This is a genomic window from Citrobacter freundii complex sp. CFNIH4 (genome assembly GCF_002934505.1).
Classification (GTDB): Bacteria; Pseudomonadota; Gammaproteobacteria; order Enterobacterales; family Enterobacteriaceae; genus Citrobacter; species Citrobacter freundii.
In genome coordinates this window covers 2,495,870-2,511,656 of sequence record NZ_CP026231.1, presented here as the reverse complement: position 1 = coordinate 2,511,656, position 15,787 = coordinate 2,495,870, and the positions used below count along the sequence as shown (strand labels likewise).

General features: G+C 53.2%; 16 protein-coding genes. 3 read left to right on the top strand and 13 right to left on the bottom strand.

What is annotated here, in order from left to right; genetic code table 11:
- Nucleotides 1–6: 6 nt before the first annotated feature.
- From yegS to C2U41_RS12950, 7 genes are all read right to left on the bottom strand, one after another.
- Nucleotides 7–906, bottom strand: a complete 900-nt coding sequence (gene yegS / locus C2U41_RS12980; protein WP_003027310.1) for a lipid kinase YegS — start codon at nt 904–906, stop codon at nt 7–9.
- 131 nt (nt 907–1,037) lie between these two features.
- Nucleotides 1,038–1,769: an arginine ABC transporter substrate-binding protein ArtJ gene (gene artJ / locus C2U41_RS12975; RefSeq protein WP_103848841.1), complete on the bottom strand. Its 732-nt coding sequence runs from the start codon at nt 1,767–1,769 to the stop codon at nt 1,038–1,040.
- Nucleotides 1,770–2,031: 262 nt separating this feature from the next.
- Nucleotides 2,032–2,700 carry an arginine ABC transporter permease ArtM gene (gene artM, locus C2U41_RS12970; RefSeq protein WP_003840185.1) on the bottom strand — a complete coding sequence of 223 codons (669 nt, stop codon included), beginning with the start codon at nt 2,698–2,700 and terminating at the stop codon, nt 2,032–2,034.
- Entirely contained in the window at nt 2,700–3,416 is a 717-nt protein-coding gene (gene artQ / locus C2U41_RS12965; RefSeq protein WP_003027301.1) for an arginine ABC transporter permease ArtQ, read from the bottom strand. The genes artM and artQ overlap by 1 nt, the downstream gene beginning before the upstream one ends.
- Before the next feature lie 6 nt (nt 3,417–3,422).
- Complete coding sequence (artI, locus tag C2U41_RS12960; protein ID WP_003027298.1) at nt 3,423–4,154, bottom strand: arginine ABC transporter substrate-binding protein ArtI; 732 nt, start codon at nt 4,152–4,154, stop codon at nt 3,423–3,425.
- A gap of 16 nt (nt 4,155–4,170) precedes the next feature.
- Nucleotides 4,171–4,899 (bottom strand): arginine ABC transporter ATP-binding protein ArtP, encoded by a 729-nt coding sequence (artP, locus tag C2U41_RS12955; protein WP_003027295.1) that lies wholly within the window; start codon nt 4,897–4,899, stop codon nt 4,171–4,173.
- Nucleotides 4,900–5,124: 225 nt separating this feature from the next.
- Entirely contained in the window at nt 5,125–5,640 is a 516-nt protein-coding gene (locus tag C2U41_RS12950; protein ID WP_048217339.1) for a lipoprotein, read from the bottom strand.
- A 126-nt stretch (nt 5,641–5,766) separates the two neighbouring features.
- Between C2U41_RS12950 and C2U41_RS12945 the strand changes: the two genes are divergently transcribed.
- Nucleotides 5,767–6,090 carry a heavy metal-binding domain-containing protein gene (locus C2U41_RS12945; RefSeq protein WP_001160725.1) on the top strand — a complete coding sequence of 108 codons (324 nt, stop codon included), beginning with the start codon at nt 5,767–5,769 and terminating at the stop codon, nt 6,088–6,090.
- A complete protein-coding gene (locus C2U41_RS12940) occupies nt 6,087–6,917 on the top strand; it encodes an N-acetylmuramoyl-L-alanine amidase (RefSeq protein WP_003027275.1) in 831 nt (276 codons plus the stop codon). Before C2U41_RS12945 ends, C2U41_RS12940 begins: the two co-directional genes overlap by 4 nt.
- A gap of 105 nt (nt 6,918–7,022) precedes the next feature.
- On the opposite strand, the gene C2U41_RS12935 is transcribed toward C2U41_RS12940, so the two are convergent.
- From C2U41_RS12935 to poxB, 4 genes are all read right to left on the bottom strand, one after another.
- Nucleotides 7,023–8,036, bottom strand: coding sequence for an NAD-dependent epimerase/dehydratase family protein (locus tag C2U41_RS12935; RefSeq protein ID WP_003840192.1), 1,014 nt, complete (start codon nt 8,034–8,036; stop codon nt 7,023–7,025).
- A 97-nt stretch (nt 8,037–8,133) separates the two neighbouring features.
- Complete coding sequence (locus tag C2U41_RS12930) at nt 8,134–9,564, bottom strand: SDR family oxidoreductase (RefSeq protein WP_103848848.1); 1,431 nt, start codon at nt 9,562–9,564, stop codon at nt 8,134–8,136.
- Between the two features lie 10 nt (nt 9,565–9,574).
- A complete protein-coding gene (gene ltaE, locus C2U41_RS12925) occupies nt 9,575–10,576 on the bottom strand; it encodes a low-specificity L-threonine aldolase (RefSeq protein WP_071685247.1) in 1,002 nt (333 codons plus the stop codon).
- A 36-nt stretch (nt 10,577–10,612) separates the two neighbouring features.
- Complete coding sequence (poxB, locus tag C2U41_RS12920) at nt 10,613–12,331, bottom strand: ubiquinone-dependent pyruvate dehydrogenase (RefSeq protein ID WP_003027264.1); 1,719 nt, start codon at nt 12,329–12,331, stop codon at nt 10,613–10,615.
- A 152-nt stretch (nt 12,332–12,483) separates the two neighbouring features.
- Between poxB and C2U41_RS12915 the strand changes: the two genes are divergently transcribed.
- On the top strand, nt 12,484–12,918 hold the full coding sequence (locus C2U41_RS12915) for a DoxX family protein (protein ID WP_044701888.1): 435 nt from the start codon (nt 12,484–12,486) through the stop codon (nt 12,916–12,918).
- Between the two features lie 75 nt (nt 12,919–12,993).
- On the opposite strand, the gene C2U41_RS12910 is transcribed toward C2U41_RS12915, so the two are convergent.
- A complete protein-coding gene (locus tag C2U41_RS12910) occupies nt 12,994–14,607 on the bottom strand; it encodes an FAD-NAD(P)-binding protein (RefSeq protein ID WP_103848840.1) in 1,614 nt (537 codons plus the stop codon).
- Nucleotides 14,608–14,808: 201 nt separating this feature from the next.
- A complete protein-coding gene (hcr, locus tag C2U41_RS12905) occupies nt 14,809–15,777 on the bottom strand; it encodes an NADH oxidoreductase (protein ID WP_103848839.1) in 969 nt (322 codons plus the stop codon).
- Nucleotides 15,778–15,787 lie beyond the last annotated feature (10 nt).

Genomic DNA, 15,787 nt, shown 5'->3' with positions numbered 1-15,787 from the left:
GTTGTGTTAGCGCAACAGTGGACAACCCGGCGGCAGTCTGCAACGTAACGCCTCAGGCAGGATTTCAATATGAAACTCCTGTCCGCTGAGCGGTTCGCCGTCAAGATTAAAGGTAATTTCGTGTGGGGCGCGGATATCAAACCACGATGATGCGCCCTCGATGATGTTAGGGTTGTCTTCGGATTGCGTTAACGCCGAAAGCAGCCCTGGCAACAGTTCTTCGCCGGTAAAAATGCGCAGTTGCAACAGACCATCGTTGATCAGCGCCGTTGGGCAAAGCTGTTGCCCGCCACCAGCCTGACGACCATTACCGATACCAATCACCAGCGCCTTACCCTGCCAGTGAAAATCTTCCCCACGAATATCGCAGACGTCGGGTTTGAGCGTATCCATGCGCATTAATCCGTGGATAAAGTATGATACGCCACCCAACGCAGCTTTGAGTTTTTCCGGCGTCTCGGTAGTGATGCGTGTGCCGAAGCCGCCGGTCGCCATGTTGATAAAACAGGTTTTATCATTGACCTGCACCATATCGATCGCTGTCGCATTTGCGGCGATAGCCAGCTTTAACGCCTTATCGAGGTCGTCGGGTATCCCCACGCTGGTGGCAAAATCATTTGCCGTTCCCAACGGTAAAATACCCAGCGCCGGAATATTGTCGCCCTGCGACTGGATCAGCGCCGTCGAAACTTCGTTGATGGTGCCGTCGCCGCCGCCGGCAATCACCGTTTCAACGCCTAGCTGACGAGCTTCATCAACGTAGCGTTGGGCATCGCCTTTTTCCCAGGTCACGCGAACATGGATTTCCACGCCTTCATCGCGAAGCTTCGCAATGGCATCACGCAGGGGGAGATTATCAGCACTTTTTCCATTGAGGATCAGTAAACTGGCAGGGAACGCTATCATCCGTTTGCCTCACTTTTTTTCGTTTTAACAAGTGTATGCCAGGAAAGTGTTTATGGCGTAAGAACTGACTGAAAGCGCAGGCGAAGAGATAAAAAAAGCCGCAGAGCGCGGCTTTTCAGATTGGGCAGACGTTACTGCGGGAACCACTGATCGCTGATTTTCTGGTACGTGCCGTCAGCTTTGATTGCCGCCAGCGCGCTGTTCAGTTTTTCCAGCAGGGCTTTGTTATCCGGGCGAACCGCGATGCCAAGGCCAGTACCGAAGTATTGCGGGTCGGTTACTTTGTCAGTGGCTACGCCTAACTGCGGGTTGGTTTTCAGCCACTCGTTAACCACAGCAGTATCGCCAAATACGCCATCAATACGGCCATTTTTCAGGTCGATAATCGCATTCTGATAGCTATCGTAGGCCACGGTTTTCACCTCAGGATGTTTATCCTGCAGGTATTTCTGATGGGTGGTGCCGTTTTCCATACCGATGCGCTTACCTTTCAGGTCGGCAAAGGTTTTATAGGTGTCTTTTTTCGCAATCACCAGCGCGGAGTTGGCATAGTAAGGCTGAGTAAATGCAACCTGCTTGCTACGCTCAGGTGTGATATCCATTCCGGAAATAACCGCATCATATTTCTTGAATTTCAGCGCGGGGATCAGGCTATCGAAAGCGTGATTGGTGAAAGTACATTCTACCTGCATTTGTTTGCACAGCGCCGTTGCCAGGTCGATGTCAAAACCGACAATCTTATTGCTGGCGTCCAGTGATTCAAATGGCGGATACGTGGCTGATACACCGAAACTAATTTTATCAGCAGCTGAGGCGCCAGCGGCGAAAGTAGCAAGTAATGCGGCCAGTACTAACTTTTTCATGGTGGAACTCCCGTCTGTCAATCTTATGATTATTTACCGTGTCTGCGGCGTGGATTAACAATGCCATTTAATGAATTTGTATGCAATAAAAATGATTAAATATTTTTAATGGCATAAAAAAAGACGGACAATTTAGGTTGTTGTCCGTCTTTATTATTTTGCTTTATGCATATTTGCTGGATGGCGGTGCTAGCACCTTATCCGGCCTACAAAAGGTGCATGAACCGTAGGCCTGATAAGCGTAGCGCCATCAGGCATATGCTTAATTCCGATGTTCAAACGCCAGCGCTTTACGCTCTATTAAGCGCATCATCAGCGTCAGCAAGCCGTTGACGATCAGGTAAATCACACCCGCCGCACCGAAGACCATAACGTCGTATGTGCGGCCATATAGCAGTTGGCTATAGCCCATGACTTCCATCAGGGTGATGGTGTAAGCCAGTGAGGTACTTTTAAATACCAGCACCACTTCGTTGGAATACGAGGAGAGGGCGCGTTTAAAAGCGTACGGCAACAGAATCGCCAGCGTATCCTTTTTGCTCATCCCCAATGCACCGCAGGACTGCCACTGGCCTTCCGGGATTGCACGGATAGCGCCGTAGAACAGTTGCGTAGTGTAGGCCGCACTGTTTAACGACAGCGCAATTAAGGCGCATAACCAGGGTTCAGAGAGCAGATGCCACAGTACCGGATATTCTTGCAATGCCGGAAACTGTCCTGGTCCGTAGTAGATCAGGAAGATTTGCACCAGCAGCGGTGTACCGGTGAACAGCGTGATATAAGCGCGAACCAGCCACACCAGTACCGGCGTTTTCAGCGTCAGGATGACGGTGAAGATCAGCGCCAGTACCAGAGCAACCACGATGGAGGCGACCGTCAGCGTCAGGCTTGTATGCAGCCCTTTCAACAATTCAGGTAAATACTCAAGCATCAGCCTGGTCTCCGCTCAAAACGTGTCGCGCGCAGGTCAATGCGTTTGAGAATGTACTGACTCACCAGCGTAATCACCAGGTAAATAGCGGCCGCCACAATGTACCAGGTAAACGGCTCCTGGGTACGGGTAGCGATGCTCTTGGTTTGCAGCATCAGATCGTTCACGCTGATAAGGCTGACCAGCGCGGTATCTTTCAGCAATACCAGCCACTGGTTACCCAGTCCCGGTAAGGCATGACGCCACATCTGCGGCATCACCAGACGAAAGAAGATCGCGGCTTTAGACAAACCTAACGCCTGACCTGACTCCCATTGCCCGAGTGGCACGGCCTTCAGCGCGCCACGCAGCGTTTGCGACGCGTAAGCGGCATACAGCAATGACAGTGCAATGACACCGCACAGGAACGGGCTGACGTCGAAGTTTTCGATCTGCATCTGAACCGGGATTTGTACAAACCCGAGATTGATCGTAAAGCCATCGGCCAGCGTCAGCAGCAGTTGTGAGGAGCCGAAATAGATAAACAGAACCACCAGAATTTCTGGCAGACCGCGCAGGATGGTGACCAGGGCCGAGCCCGCCCATGCCACCGGGCGCCATTTTACTGACTCCCAGACGGCAAAAAACATGGCGAGTGCAAGGCCAATAATCAGCGCACAAACGGCAAGGCCGACGGTCATCCCGGCGGCGCTTGCTAAAGGAAAAAATTCATTCATCAAATATTACTTCTGGAACCATTTGTTGTAGATGGTCTCGTAAGTCCCATCTTTCTTCACTTTTTCCAGCGCAGCGTTAAATTTCTGCTGCAGCTCGGTATTGCCCTGGCGCACAGCGATGCCCAGACCAGTACCGAAGTAATCTTTATCCGTGACTTTGTCGCCAACCGCGGCCAGTTTTGGATTGTCTTTCAGCCACTCTGTTACTACTGCGGTATCACCAAAGACGCCGTCAATACGACCGTTTTGCAGATCGAGTTTGGCATTCTGATAGCTGTCATACGGCACGGTAGTCACTTCCGGATGTTTATCCATGATGAATTTCTGGTGCGTCGTCCCGTTTTGAACGCCGACTTTTTTGCCTTTCAACTGATCAATGCTGGTGTATTTACCCTGTTGGCCAACAAACAGCGCAGAGTTGTCGTAGTAAGGGGTGGTGAACAGAACCTGTTTTTCACGCTCAGGCGTGATGTCCATACCGGCCATCACCGCGTCAAAACGACGGAATTTCAGGCTCGGGATCAGGCTGTCGAAGGCCTGATTGGTGAAGGTACAGGTAGCGTCAATCTCTTTACACAGCGCATTCGCCAGATCAACGTCAAACCCTACGATCTTGTTGTTAGCATCGATCGATTCAAACGGAGGATAAGACGCTTCGGTGGCGAAACGAATGGTTTGGGCTGCGGTAGCGGAAAGGCTAAAACCTGCGATTAGCGCGGCAATCAGAACTTTTTTCATTGTATTGTCCCGAATCTTAGTGAGAAAGATAGTTTTTAAACGCTTCGGTTTGCGGGTTGGCAAAGCAGCTCGCATCCCCAAACTCGACGATATGACCGTTTTCCATGTACACCACGCGACTGGCCGTTTTACGAGCAACTTCCACTTCGTGGGTGACGATCACCTGAGTAATATTGGTTTCCGCCAGCTCACGAATGATGCTGACGATTTGGGCGGTGATTTCCGGGTCAAGCGCTGCGGTAGGCTCATCAAACAGCAGCACCTGTGGTTCCATCATCAACGCGCGGGCAATGGCCACACGCTGCTGCTGGCCGCCGGACAGATGCAGTGGATAGCGATCGCTGTACGGCTTCAGACGCAGTCGTTCCAGCAGTTTCTCGGCACGCGCCATCGCTTGCTCTTTTGTCAGACCCAGTACGCGGCAGGGCGCTTCAATCAGGTTCTGCACCACCGTGAGATGCGGCCAAAGATTATATTGCTGAAAGACCATGCCGACGTTTTGACGCAGATCCCGAATGGCTTTATCTGACGGAGTTTTCGTGAAGTCGAAACGGTTACCCGCAATAGAGAGCGTGCCCGAGCGCGGCATCTCAAGCAGGTTGAGTACGCGCAGTAGCGAGCTTTTCCCGGCTCCACTTGGGCCAAGTAACACCAGTGTTTCACCCTGAGGGCAATCCAGCGTGATATCGAACAGCGCCTGATGCGCGCCGTAGAAGCAGTTAATGCCGTTTAATTGAATACTCATTGACACTCGATACTGGCAGTCTGATAGCTATTGAAGCCGCAGATACTACCTTTGACAGAATAGTTATGCAATATTTATGCGTTAAAAGTTAAATGCAAACCGCATTCTTCTCTAAACATAGCACAAAATAGCGGGGCCACCAGTGGGCAAGAATAATTGTCGGCATTCTATGCAGAATGCCAGACAATTAATGGGGGTTATGATTTGGGCGAGTAAATGGCGCGATTAACGGTTTTCGACAGACTGGCGCAACGTCCCGGCTGGCGCGTGTACGCTGCCGCCCAGATAGCGGACATCATCAACGACCCAGCACTGGCCTTCGCGGATCATCAGCACTTCATCACGCCAGCTCTGGTCACCCTGTTTCAGCTCTACGCGTAGCGGAATGTTGCGTGCATCACTATTTGGAATAGTCGATGCGCTGGCGACGCTGGCACTGTCCGGTAACGTAGCCCGACTGGAGAACGGATCGCTGTTAAACAGGTCGCGGTGTGCGTTATCGCGGCTGGCATCGTTCAGCAGTTTAGCCAGGTTGTCGCTAAGGTATGGACGAAGTGGGGTAAGATCATTGTTTCGATGCTGAATACGGTAATCATAGAATTGTTGAGCCACGCTGTCTGGCCCGCCTTCTACGCATGAACCGCTACGCGTGCCGTTATCTTTATAGACCGGCGTCACGGTCGTACAGGCGCTGAGAAGTAGTGCAAATGGAACCAGCAGAGAGAGTTTCGAGTAGCGCATAATGATTTCCTTATTAGCTTTCTACTATTAGTGTTCTACGTTGATAGAATATATCCTTTCAATGATAGTGGATCGGTTCGATAATGCTTTTGAGATCGTGCTCTTAGCGCAAAAAGGAGATTAACCATGCAGTTTTCGACTACCCCTACGCTGGAAGGGCAGAGCATCGTGGAATACTGCGGTGTTGTGACTGGCGAAGCCATTTTAGGCGCGAATATCTTCCGCGATTTTTTCGCCGGCATTCGCGATATTGTCGGCGGTCGCTCCGGCGCGTATGAAAAAGAGCTGCGTAAAGCGCGTGAAATTGCTTTCCAGGAGCTGGGCGAACAGGCCAAAGCGCTGGGTGCTGATGCAGTGGTCGGTATTGATATTGATTACGAAACCGTGGGCAAAGACGGCAGTATGCTGATGGTGAGCGTCAGCGGTACCGCGGTGAAAACTCGCCGATGAAGCGTCTGTTGTGTCTGCTGGCATTTACGCTGTTGCTGGTGGGATGTGCTGGCGAAAAAGGGATTGTCGACAAAGACGGGTATCAGTTAGATACCCGCCGTCAGGCACAGGCTGCTTATCCACGCATTAAAGTGCTGGTTATCCATTACACGGCCGATGATTTTGACTCTTCTCTGGCTACGCTGACCGATAAAAACGTCAGCTCGCACTATTTGATCCCGGCTGTGCCGCCGCTCTACCACGGCAAACCGCGTATCTGGCAACTGGTGCCGGAAAAAGATCTGGCCTGGCATGCGGGGATTAGCTTCTGGCGTGGCGCTACGCGTATTAACGATACCTCAATTGGCATTGAGCTGGAAAACCGCGGCTGGCAAAAATCGGCAGGGATAAAATATTTTGCGCCGTTTGAGCCCGCGCAGATTCAGGCGCTGATCCCATTGGCGAAAGATATTATCGCCCGCTACGACATAAAACCGCAGAACGTGGTAGCCCATGCGGACATCGCGCCGCAACGTAAGGACGATCCTGGACCGCTTTTCCCATGGAAAGTGCTGGCCGAACAGGGAATTGGCGCGTGGCCGGACACTCAGCGCGTAGCGTTTTATCTTGCCGGGCGAGCACCTCATACGCCGGTAGCAACCGAATCTTTACTCGATCTGCTGTCGCGTTACGGCTATGAGATAAAATCTGATATGACGCCGCGCGAACAGCAGCGGGTGATTATGGCCTTCCAGATGCACTTCCGCCCGACGCTGTGGAACGGCGTGGCGGATGCGGAAACTCAGGCGATTGCCGAAGCGTTACTGGAAAAATACGGGCAGGGTTAACGCAGAACACCAATGCCCGATGGTGCTTAGCTTATCAGGCCTACGGCTAATTTAGGCTGGATTTTGTAGGCCGGATAAGGCGCTTGCGCCGCCATCCGGCAATGGTTAACGCGGCAGCTTACCGTGGTCGCGCAGCCAGGCCGCGGTACGTTCAATCCCTGCATCCAGCGTCACAATGGGCTGATAACCCAACTCTTCCTGAGCGCGGGTAGTATCCAGCGTAAAATCAAAATTTAGCTTCGAGACGCCGTAATGCGTCAGCTTTGGCTCTTTTGCCGATTTATTGCCTAAGCGCTCCATGCTGCGGGCAATCATGTCCAGCATCGGGTAGGGAACGGAGCGGATCCGACAATCAATATTCAGCTCGTCGATGAGTTTCTGCACAATGCTGCGCAGAGTGCGATGCTCGCCGTTGGTAATGTTGTACGCGCGACCTGACGGCAGCTTATCGCAGGCTTGCTGACTTGCCAGCCACATCGCGTGCACTGCATTTTCGTAGTAGGTCATATCTACCAGCGCACTTCCGCCGTGCGGCAACAGGATGCTGCCATAGTGGTACATCATATGGGCCAGGCGCGGGATAAAGACCTTATCGTGTGGTCCGAACAGGCTTTGCGGACGCAATACCGTAAAACGCGTCTGCGGGTTGGCCTGCGCCAGCAACGCGATCACGTCTTCGCCAGCTGCTTTGCTGCGGGCAAATTCATTGGCGAAGCGGTGCGGACGAAAGTCCTCTTTGATATCGCGATGGTGGTGATAATCAAAATAGAGCGACGGCGAGGAGATATGAATGAAGTTGCGAACGCCCCAGGCCACGGCCCACTCGCCCAGACGGCGAGTTGCGCGAACGTTGGCCAGATCGAAGGCTTCCTGAGTTCCCCACGGTGAGGTAAAACTGGAGCAGTGCCACAGCGTGTCGATGCCGGCAAGCATTACTTTTGCTTGCGAAGAAACCAGTTCGGTCAAATCCGCATGCACAAATTCTGCGCCCATTTTCTCCAGCAGCTTGCCCATCGCTTCGTTGCGACCGGTGGCTCTGACGCTGACGCCTTTGCTGCATAAAAACTCAACCGCGTTTCGGCCCAAGCCGCTGGTGGCTCCGGTAACCAGTACCTTCATATCAATCCACTGTGTTTAAAAAACGTCGTGCGCATTCTTCCGTGAAATACGCCTGTATGCAATGGGAAACATGAAAGAATACAGGCTCTTTTTATCATTAGTCTGTGATTTGTTCTGCAAGTTTGGCTATACGCTTCGCCATCCCCCTGAAAATGAACAGGTGCGCGGGGATCATCAACAGCCAGTAGAAGAGTCCAGGCATACCGTGCGGATGCCACCAGGCGCGTACATCAATGCGTCGATGATCGCCTTTATCTTCCAGTGTGAAGCTCAGGCGACCCAATCCCGGCGCTTTCATCCCAAACAGCAGCGTCAGCTGTTTCTCCGGCTCAACGATGATGACTTTCCAGCTATCAACGGTGTCGCCAACTTGCAATAGTGGGTGTTCGGGACGACCTTTTGCCAGCTTATGGCCGACCAGCAGGTCCAAGGCCGCGCGCGTCTTCCATAGAATATTGCCAAAGAAATAGCCTTCTTTGCCGCCGAGTCGATTCACTACCTGCCACAGTGCTTTTTTGCTGGCGGCGGTTTCAACGCTAAAGCCAGCTTGTTTGGCGAAATAGCCATATTCTGGACGCCAGCGGGCAAACGCCTGCGCGTCGTAACCCCAGTCGCTGGAGTTGACCAGCTTTTCTTCTTCCTTCAACGTACTGCGCACCGCGTCATCAAAGGCAATCAGCTTTTGCGGGATCAGCGCACGTAGTTTGGTGTCATCGGCCAGCAGGTCGTGTTTTAAGCCCTGGATCAGCGCCTTGGCCGTGGTTGGCGGCACTGACGTAATGACGTTTAAAAACCAGACCGAAATCCAGCGGGTAGGGAAGGGGATGGGGATGAGCAGGCGATGTTTACCGCTGACCGCCATAAAATGCTCGAACTGTTCCTGATAGCTCAACACCTGCGGGCCGGCTGCTTCGAGTACGCGGTGATGTTGCGTGGGATGATCCAACAACGCCACCAGGTAGTACATCAAATTCACCAGCGCGATAGGTGTGGTGCGCGAACGTACCCAGCGCGGAGGGGTGAGTACCGGCAGGTTGTAGACCATGTCGCGCATCACTTCAAAGGCAGCGGAACCTGCCCCCACGATAATGCCCGCACGCAATTCCGTCATTGGCACGCCTGATTCACGCAGAGTATCTGCGGTTATCTGTCGCGCACGCAGATGATCGGATTGTTCATGCCGGGGAGCCTGTAATGAGCTCAGGAAAATAAGCTGTTTGATTGGTGTATTACGCAGTGCATCGCGGACGTTCATCGCCACCTGACGTTCGTGGGCGATAAAATCACCGCCTTCACCCATACCATGGACCAGGTAATAAACCGTATCAACACCCGCCAGCAGCGGGGGGAGGTTATCTGGCCAATTCAAATCGACCTTATGGCAACTGACGTTGGCCAGTTGCTGCTTTTCCAGTCGTTCAATGCGACGTGCCGCAGCCAATACCTGATGCCCTTGCTGACTGAGCGCCTGTACCAAATGTTGACCAATGTAGCCACTGGCGCCAAGAACCAAAATCCGTTGCGGCACGCCCATCTCCTTATTGGGTTAAAAAAGCGCGCCAGTGGGCGACGACTTCAGCAAGTTGTTCACGTGATACGTCCAGATGCATCACCAGGCGCACAATCGGGGAGGCGTTAATCAGCACACCCTGCGCTTTCATATATTCACCCAGCGCGGCCGCGTGCTGTTCGCCAACGCGAACAAACAGCATGTTGGTGTCGTGGCGCATGACGTCCGCCCCTGCTTCGCGCAGTTGCTCCGCCATCCAGGCGGCGTTGTCATGGTCTTCCTGCAAACGCGCCACGTTATTTTTCAGCGCATACAGTCCGGCCGCCGCCAAAATACCCGCCTGGCGCATTCCGCCGCCGGTCATTTTGCGCCAGCGAATGGCACGCTTGATGTACTCGTGGCTGCCGACCAGCAGCGAGCCTACCGGCGTTCCCAGACCTTTGGAAAGACAAATGGTGAACGAGTCGCAGTATTGCGTGACATCTTTAAGCTCACAGCCATAGGCGACGATGGCGTTAAAAATACGCGCGCCGTCGACGTGCAGGGCAAGATTGCGCTCCCGGGTGAATTCCCAGGCCTCTTTCAGATACTCGCGCGGCAGCACTTTTCCGTTATGCGTGTTTTCCAGACTGAGCAGACGGGTGCGGGCAAAATGGATATCGTCTGCTTTGATTTTTGCTGCCACTTTGTCCAGTGGCAGGGAGCCATCCGGCGCGGCATCGATGGGTTGCGGTTGAATGCTGCCGAGCACCGCTGCGCCACCCGCTTCGTAGAGATAGTTATGCGCGCCCTGACCGGCGATATACTCTTCGCCGCGCTGACAATGGCTGAGCAGTGCAACCAGGTTCGCCTGAGTGCCGGTAGGTAAGAAAATGGCGGCTTCTTTGCCAGAAAGCTCGGCCGCGTATTGCTGGAGGGCATTAACGGTAGGATCATCACCGTAGACGTCGTCCCCGACCGGGGCGGCCATCATCTCTTCGAGCATGGCGCGACTGGGTCGGGTGACAGTATCACTGCGTAAATCAATCACGGGCATTCCTTTTTAAGTGAGGTAATGCCCTCTGTTTTACCTGAGCCAGTTAGTTTTCGCTAGTTCGATCACTTCATCACCGCGTCCGCTGATGATTGCGCGCAGCATATACAGGCTAAAACCTTTGGCTTGTTCGAGCTTGATCTGCGGCGGGATCGCCAGCTCTTCTTTCGCCACCACCACATCGACCAGCACCGGACCGTCAATTGACATCGCCCTTTGCAGCGCCTCATCAACCTCTGAAGATTTCTCCACGCGAATGCCCGTGATGCCACAGGCCTCGGCAATCCGCGCGAAATTCGTGTCGTGCAGTTCGGTGCCGTCAGTCAGATAACCACCAGCTTTCATCTCCATCGCCACAAATCCCAGCACGCTGTTGTTGAAGACAATAATCTTCACCGGTAACTTCATTTGTACCACCGACAGAAAATCGCCCATCAGCATGCTAAAGCCGCCGTCACCGCACATTGCCACAACCTGACGTCCTGGTTCGGTCGCTTGTGCGCCGAGTGCCTGCGGCATGGCATTAGCCATCGACCCGTGGTTAAACGATCCGAGCAGGCGACGTTTGCCGTTCATTTTCAGATAGCGTGCTGCCCACACCGTTGGCGTGCCAACGTCGCAGGTAAAGATGGCATCGTCAGCGGCAAAGTGGCTGATCTGTTGCGCCAGATATTGCGGGTGAATGGCTTTATCGCTGGGTTTGGCTAAATCATCCAGCCCTTTGCGCGCCTCGCGGTAGTGCTCCAGTGCTTTGTCCAGGAACTGCCGCTCGGTTTTCTCTTCCACCAGAGGTAGTAGGGCACGTAACGTGGATTTAATATCGCCTACCAGCGCCATATCAACTTTACTGTGCGCGCCAATACTCGCCGGATTGATATCAATCTGAATAATTTTGGCGTCGGTGGGGTAGAACGGGCGATAGGGGAACTGGGTGCCGAGCAGGATCAGCGTGTCGGCATTCATCATGGTATGGAAGCCGGATGAAAAGCCAATCAGCCCGGTCATACCCACGTCATAGGGGTTATCGTACTCAACATGCTCTTTCCCGCGCAGAGCGTGCACGATCGGGGCTTTGATTTTAGCCGCAAACTCAACCAGCTCTTTATGCGCACCGGCGCAGCCGCTGCCGCACATCAGGGCGATGTTGCTGGAGTAGCGCAGCAGTTGCGCCAGTTTTCTCAGCTCTTCCTCTTCCGGGGTGACTACCGGGAGCGGCGCATGATACCAATGCGTGGTGGCGCTTTCAGGGGCGGGCTTCAGCGCCACGTCACCGGGTAATACCACCACGGAGACGCCACGGTTGAGCACCGCTTTACGCATAGCTATAGCCAGCACCTGGGGGATCTGCTCAGGGCTGGAGACCAGCTCGCAATAGTGGCTACATTCACGGAACAACTCCTGCGGGTGGGTCTCCTGAAAATAACCGCTGCCTATCTCACTGGAGGGAATATGCGCGGCAATCGCCAGCACCGGGACATGGTTGCGGTGGCAATCAAACAGGCCGTTAATCAGGTGCAGGTTTCCCGGTCCGCATGAGCCGGCACAGACGGCCAGCTCACCGGTCAGTTGGGCTTCTGCGCCTGCGGCAAAAGCGGCAACCTCTTCATGGCGGGTTGGCATCCAGTCAATCGTGCCCATACGATTCAGACTGTCACTAAGGCCATTGAGCGAGTCTCCCGTCACACCCCAAATACGTTTAACGCCAGCTTGTTCGAGTGTTTTAGCAATAAAAGCGGCAACCGTTTGTTTCATGGTTTTCCTTCTCCTCTAATGTGATACCGGTTACAAGTTTAGATGAAGATAATCGTTATGCTTCTCATTACCCCTTATTTCCGGCAGGTTTCATTTAATCTGTATTAAGCGTAGTTTGTTATTGGACATGGTGAAACAAGGAATAAATTCAAATGGTTATAAAACTATTAAATACAGTTAACCGGATACTGGCTCACGAAGATTTTGGCAAGTTTTTGTTACGCCTTGCCGTCGGTGGGCTGATGCTGTTTCATGGGCTGCATAAACTGTTTGCTGGTATTGATGGCATCAGCGGTATGTTGATAGCGAAAGGTTTCCCGGGCTTTATTGCGTACGGCGTTCTGCTGGGAGAGGTTGTAGCGCCGTGTCTGATTATTCTAGGCATCCTGACGCGTCCGGCAGCGTTGGGGCTGGCGTTTACGATGGTTGTGGCATGGCTGATGGTCGGGATGGGCGAAACCTGGACACTGGATAAAACCGGTGCATGGGCGATTGAAAGTCTGGTGTATTTCTTCATCGGTGCGCTGGCCGTGGCGTTTTTGGGGGCGGGGCGTTACTCCGTTGCAGGAAATTCTGCCTGGCGATAGTTACCATTTGAGAGTCAATACCGAGGCGGGGGGCGCTAACGGTTTGCCCGCCTCGTCGTTCAATCTGTCGCTAATCTATATGTCATCACTGTTCCATGGTTTGTGCCGACGTCTCAGCGCTCGCTGCGTCAATGCCCTTGCCATCGCGGCGCCTATTTCAGCACTGACAACCAGTCCCTGAATAAACGGACGATCGTGCATCAACCACGGCAGCCCGCCAAAAGCGATGCGATTGCGGGCGTTTTCCGGCGCTTGCAGCGTGTAATCTTCGCCGATGTCCGGGATCTCATCGCCACAGGCCAGCAGTTGATGGCGTAGCGTTGGGAAAGGGATATCTTTGCTCTGCAATGCCCGTTGCCCTCGGGCATCAATAAACACATCGAATTCGCTGCGTCGACCGTGGTGGTAAATTACCGTCATTTCCTGCTCATTCGTACGCTCATAATCCGCACCAAGTGTGAGGATCTCAATCAGCCCGGCGTCGTGCAGCGCCAGCAGTCGGCGGACTGATTCAGACGGGATTGCCGCATAATTATCGATAAACACGCGCGCCAGTCCTTGCTTAAAGCGCTTTTCATCAGGCGGATCAAGATGTGGGACGATCTCTTCGATTACCTCGTGTAGCCGCAGCAGGGTATAGCGCCACGCGACGGTACGCTGTTCCTGTTTGTTACGTTCAACTTCAATCAGGTTGCGCTTCGCCCATTCAAAAGGTTCGTGCTCAAGCCTGTCGGCAAAGTAGGCCTCGGGGAATGTATCGGCGTTGAGCGTCTCAAGTGCTATCTCTTGGCTCCATTGCGGGGCTGCATCTTGCAGTTGTTGTACAATAATCCGGAAAATGCGGTCCAGTAATCTTTTTTGCCCATAGACAATGACGTCTTCAATTGCTTCAGGCGTTGCGATATTCAACGATTCATAGGGCAGAGGGCAGTAAAAATCCGCTTCAGGCAGCACACCGTTGCGCGACATTAGGGTCAGCTTCAGGCTTTGGCTGTCGGATTTACAGATAAACTGGAGTGCGTTATCAGCCCCGGTGGTGAAGGCACCGTGTTGGCAGGCCACGGCCATCGCTGCGTCAATCGCGCTGAGCGAGGTGCCGAGAATTCCTACCCGGCAAGCGCTAATCTGGACGTCCATCAGACCGGTCCACGGGCTGGGGAAAAACTTCCGTGTCTGTACATCCGTTTCAGGCCACAGATGACCGGTGGCGATAGCGGCGAAGTCCACCTCGACAGGCTGTAAAGCATGATTGATCCACAGAGAGACCCCATTCGGGGTCGCTTGCAGGTCGGTGACTTTGCTTAATTCGTTTATGCTAATCGCGAAGCCTGAGCCTCGCGCTTTCTCGACGATAGCGAATAAACGATCGCGATAATAGTCACCGAGGATCACGCGGGGCAAAAATTGCCGTTCATGCAAAGAATTACGTTCAATCCGAAACTGCGCCAGATAGTCATCACTTTGATTCTGTAGCCACGTCAGATAACTGATATAAATCGGTGGGATCTCTATGCTGGCTATATTTGCCAGCATGAAGTCTGCGTTGTTGTCGCTGTTATAAGGCATGCCAACGCCCGCCTGTTCAGCTTGCTCATAAAGCTCTATTTCCAGCGGTTCACCGCGCTCAACCAGGGCATGAAACGTATAAATGCCGGTGGGACCGACGCCGACAATGGCCACTTTTTTCATGGGGATCCTTGTAGAAAGTTCGACGTGGTAGTCGGAGATTATGCTTAATCTGCGAAGTGTAAGTGTGGTCGATAATTTACGGGGGGAAGGAGGTATTTTGCCGGGGAGAGTGAAAATATCAGAATTTTGTAGCGCCTGAGAGCATAAAAAAAGGCCACCCGGTACAGCCAGGCAGCCTTTTGCACATCAGATACCGGCCAATTACGCCAGCACTAAATCACCCTGCGGATGGCAGGAACAGGCCAGCACATAACCTTCAGCGATTTCTGTGTCGGTCAGCGTCATGGTGCTGCTGACCGTGTAGTTACCGTCAACCACTTTGGTTTTGCAGCAGCCGCAAACGCCTGCACGGCATGCGGCGACAACCAGAACCTTGTTGCTTTCCAGCGCTTCCAGCAGCGTACTGCCCACCGGCGCATAGAACTCTTTCGCCGGCTGTAGCTTAGTAAACTTCAGACCACTGGTGGCGGCTTCGGCAACAGGTGTGAAGAACTGCTCTTTAAAGAAGCGCGTCACACCCAGTGCTTTGACTTCTTTCTCGACCAGATCCATATACGGTGCCGGGCCACAGGTCATCACGGTACGCGAGGTCAGATCCGGTACGCTTTTCAGCAGTTCGGTAGTCAGTCGGCCAGAAACAAAACCTTCGGTGGCATTGTTTTCAGCAACTAATGTCACCGGATATTCACGCCACTCGTCGGCAAAAATGACATCTTGCGGCGAGCGAACGTTAAAGATTACCTGTACATCCGCTTGCGGGCGGTACTTTGCCAACCAGCGACGCATTGACATGATTGGCGTAACGCCACAGCCTGCGGCCAGCATCAGGAACTTGTCTTCCGCTTTATCTTCACAGGTGAACTCACCCATGGCATCGGACAGCCAGATATAGTCGCCGCGCTTCACGTCGCGGGTTAGCCACTGTGAGCCTGCACCATCGTCAATCCGGCGGATGGTCAACGTAATGTACTCGCTAACGCCCGGCGTTGAGGAAATGGTGTAAGCACGCAGCGTATCCGCTGAATTACGTACGCTGACCAGTGCATACTGCCCGGCGCGGTAAGGATAATAATCGTGGCACAGCAACGAAATTGTCCATACATCCGGCGTTTCCTGATGGATGTGGTGAACCTGCATCCGCCATGGGCACTGATGAGTTGGCATTGTCATTCTTTACTCC

Bases quoted from the DNA above. Each gene is read 5' to 3' on its own strand.
- yegS (WP_003027310.1), bottom strand. From the start codon at position 906: ATGATAGCGTTCCCTGCCAGTTTACTGATCCTCAATGGAAAAAGTGCT.
- artJ (WP_103848841.1), bottom strand. From the start codon at position 1,769: ATGAAAAAGTTAGTACTGGCCGCATTACTTGCTACTTTCGCCGCTGGC.
- artM (WP_003840185.1), bottom strand. From the start codon at position 2,700: ATGCTTGAGTATTTACCTGAATTGTTGAAAGGGCTGCATACAAGCCTG.
- artQ (WP_003027301.1), bottom strand. From the start codon at position 3,416: ATGAATGAATTTTTTCCTTTAGCAAGCGCCGCCGGGATGACCGTCGGC.
- artI (WP_003027298.1), bottom strand. From the start codon at position 4,154: ATGAAAAAAGTTCTGATTGCCGCGCTAATCGCAGGTTTTAGCCTTTCC.
- artP (WP_003027295.1), bottom strand. From the start codon at position 4,899: ATGAGTATTCAATTAAACGGCATTAACTGCTTCTACGGCGCGCATCAG.
- C2U41_RS12950 (WP_048217339.1), bottom strand. From the start codon at position 5,640: ATGCGCTACTCGAAACTCTCTCTGCTGGTTCCATTTGCACTACTTCTC.
- C2U41_RS12945 (WP_001160725.1), top strand. From the start codon at position 5,767: ATGCAGTTTTCGACTACCCCTACGCTGGAAGGGCAGAGCATCGTGGAA.
- C2U41_RS12940 (WP_003027275.1), top strand. From the start codon at position 6,087: ATGAAGCGTCTGTTGTGTCTGCTGGCATTTACGCTGTTGCTGGTGGGA.
- C2U41_RS12935 (WP_003840192.1), bottom strand. From the start codon at position 8,036: ATGAAGGTACTGGTTACCGGAGCCACCAGCGGCTTGGGCCGAAACGCG.
- poxB (WP_003027264.1), bottom strand. From the start codon at position 12,331: ATGAAACAAACGGTTGCCGCTTTTATTGCTAAAACACTCGAACAAGCT.
- C2U41_RS12915 (WP_044701888.1), top strand. From the start codon at position 12,484: ATGGTTATAAAACTATTAAATACAGTTAACCGGATACTGGCTCACGAA.
- C2U41_RS12910 (WP_103848840.1), bottom strand. From the start codon at position 14,607: ATGAAAAAAGTGGCCATTGTCGGCGTCGGTCCCACCGGCATTTATACG.
- hcr (WP_103848839.1), bottom strand. From the start codon at position 15,777: ATGACAATGCCAACTCATCAGTGCCCATGGCGGATGCAGGTTCACCAC.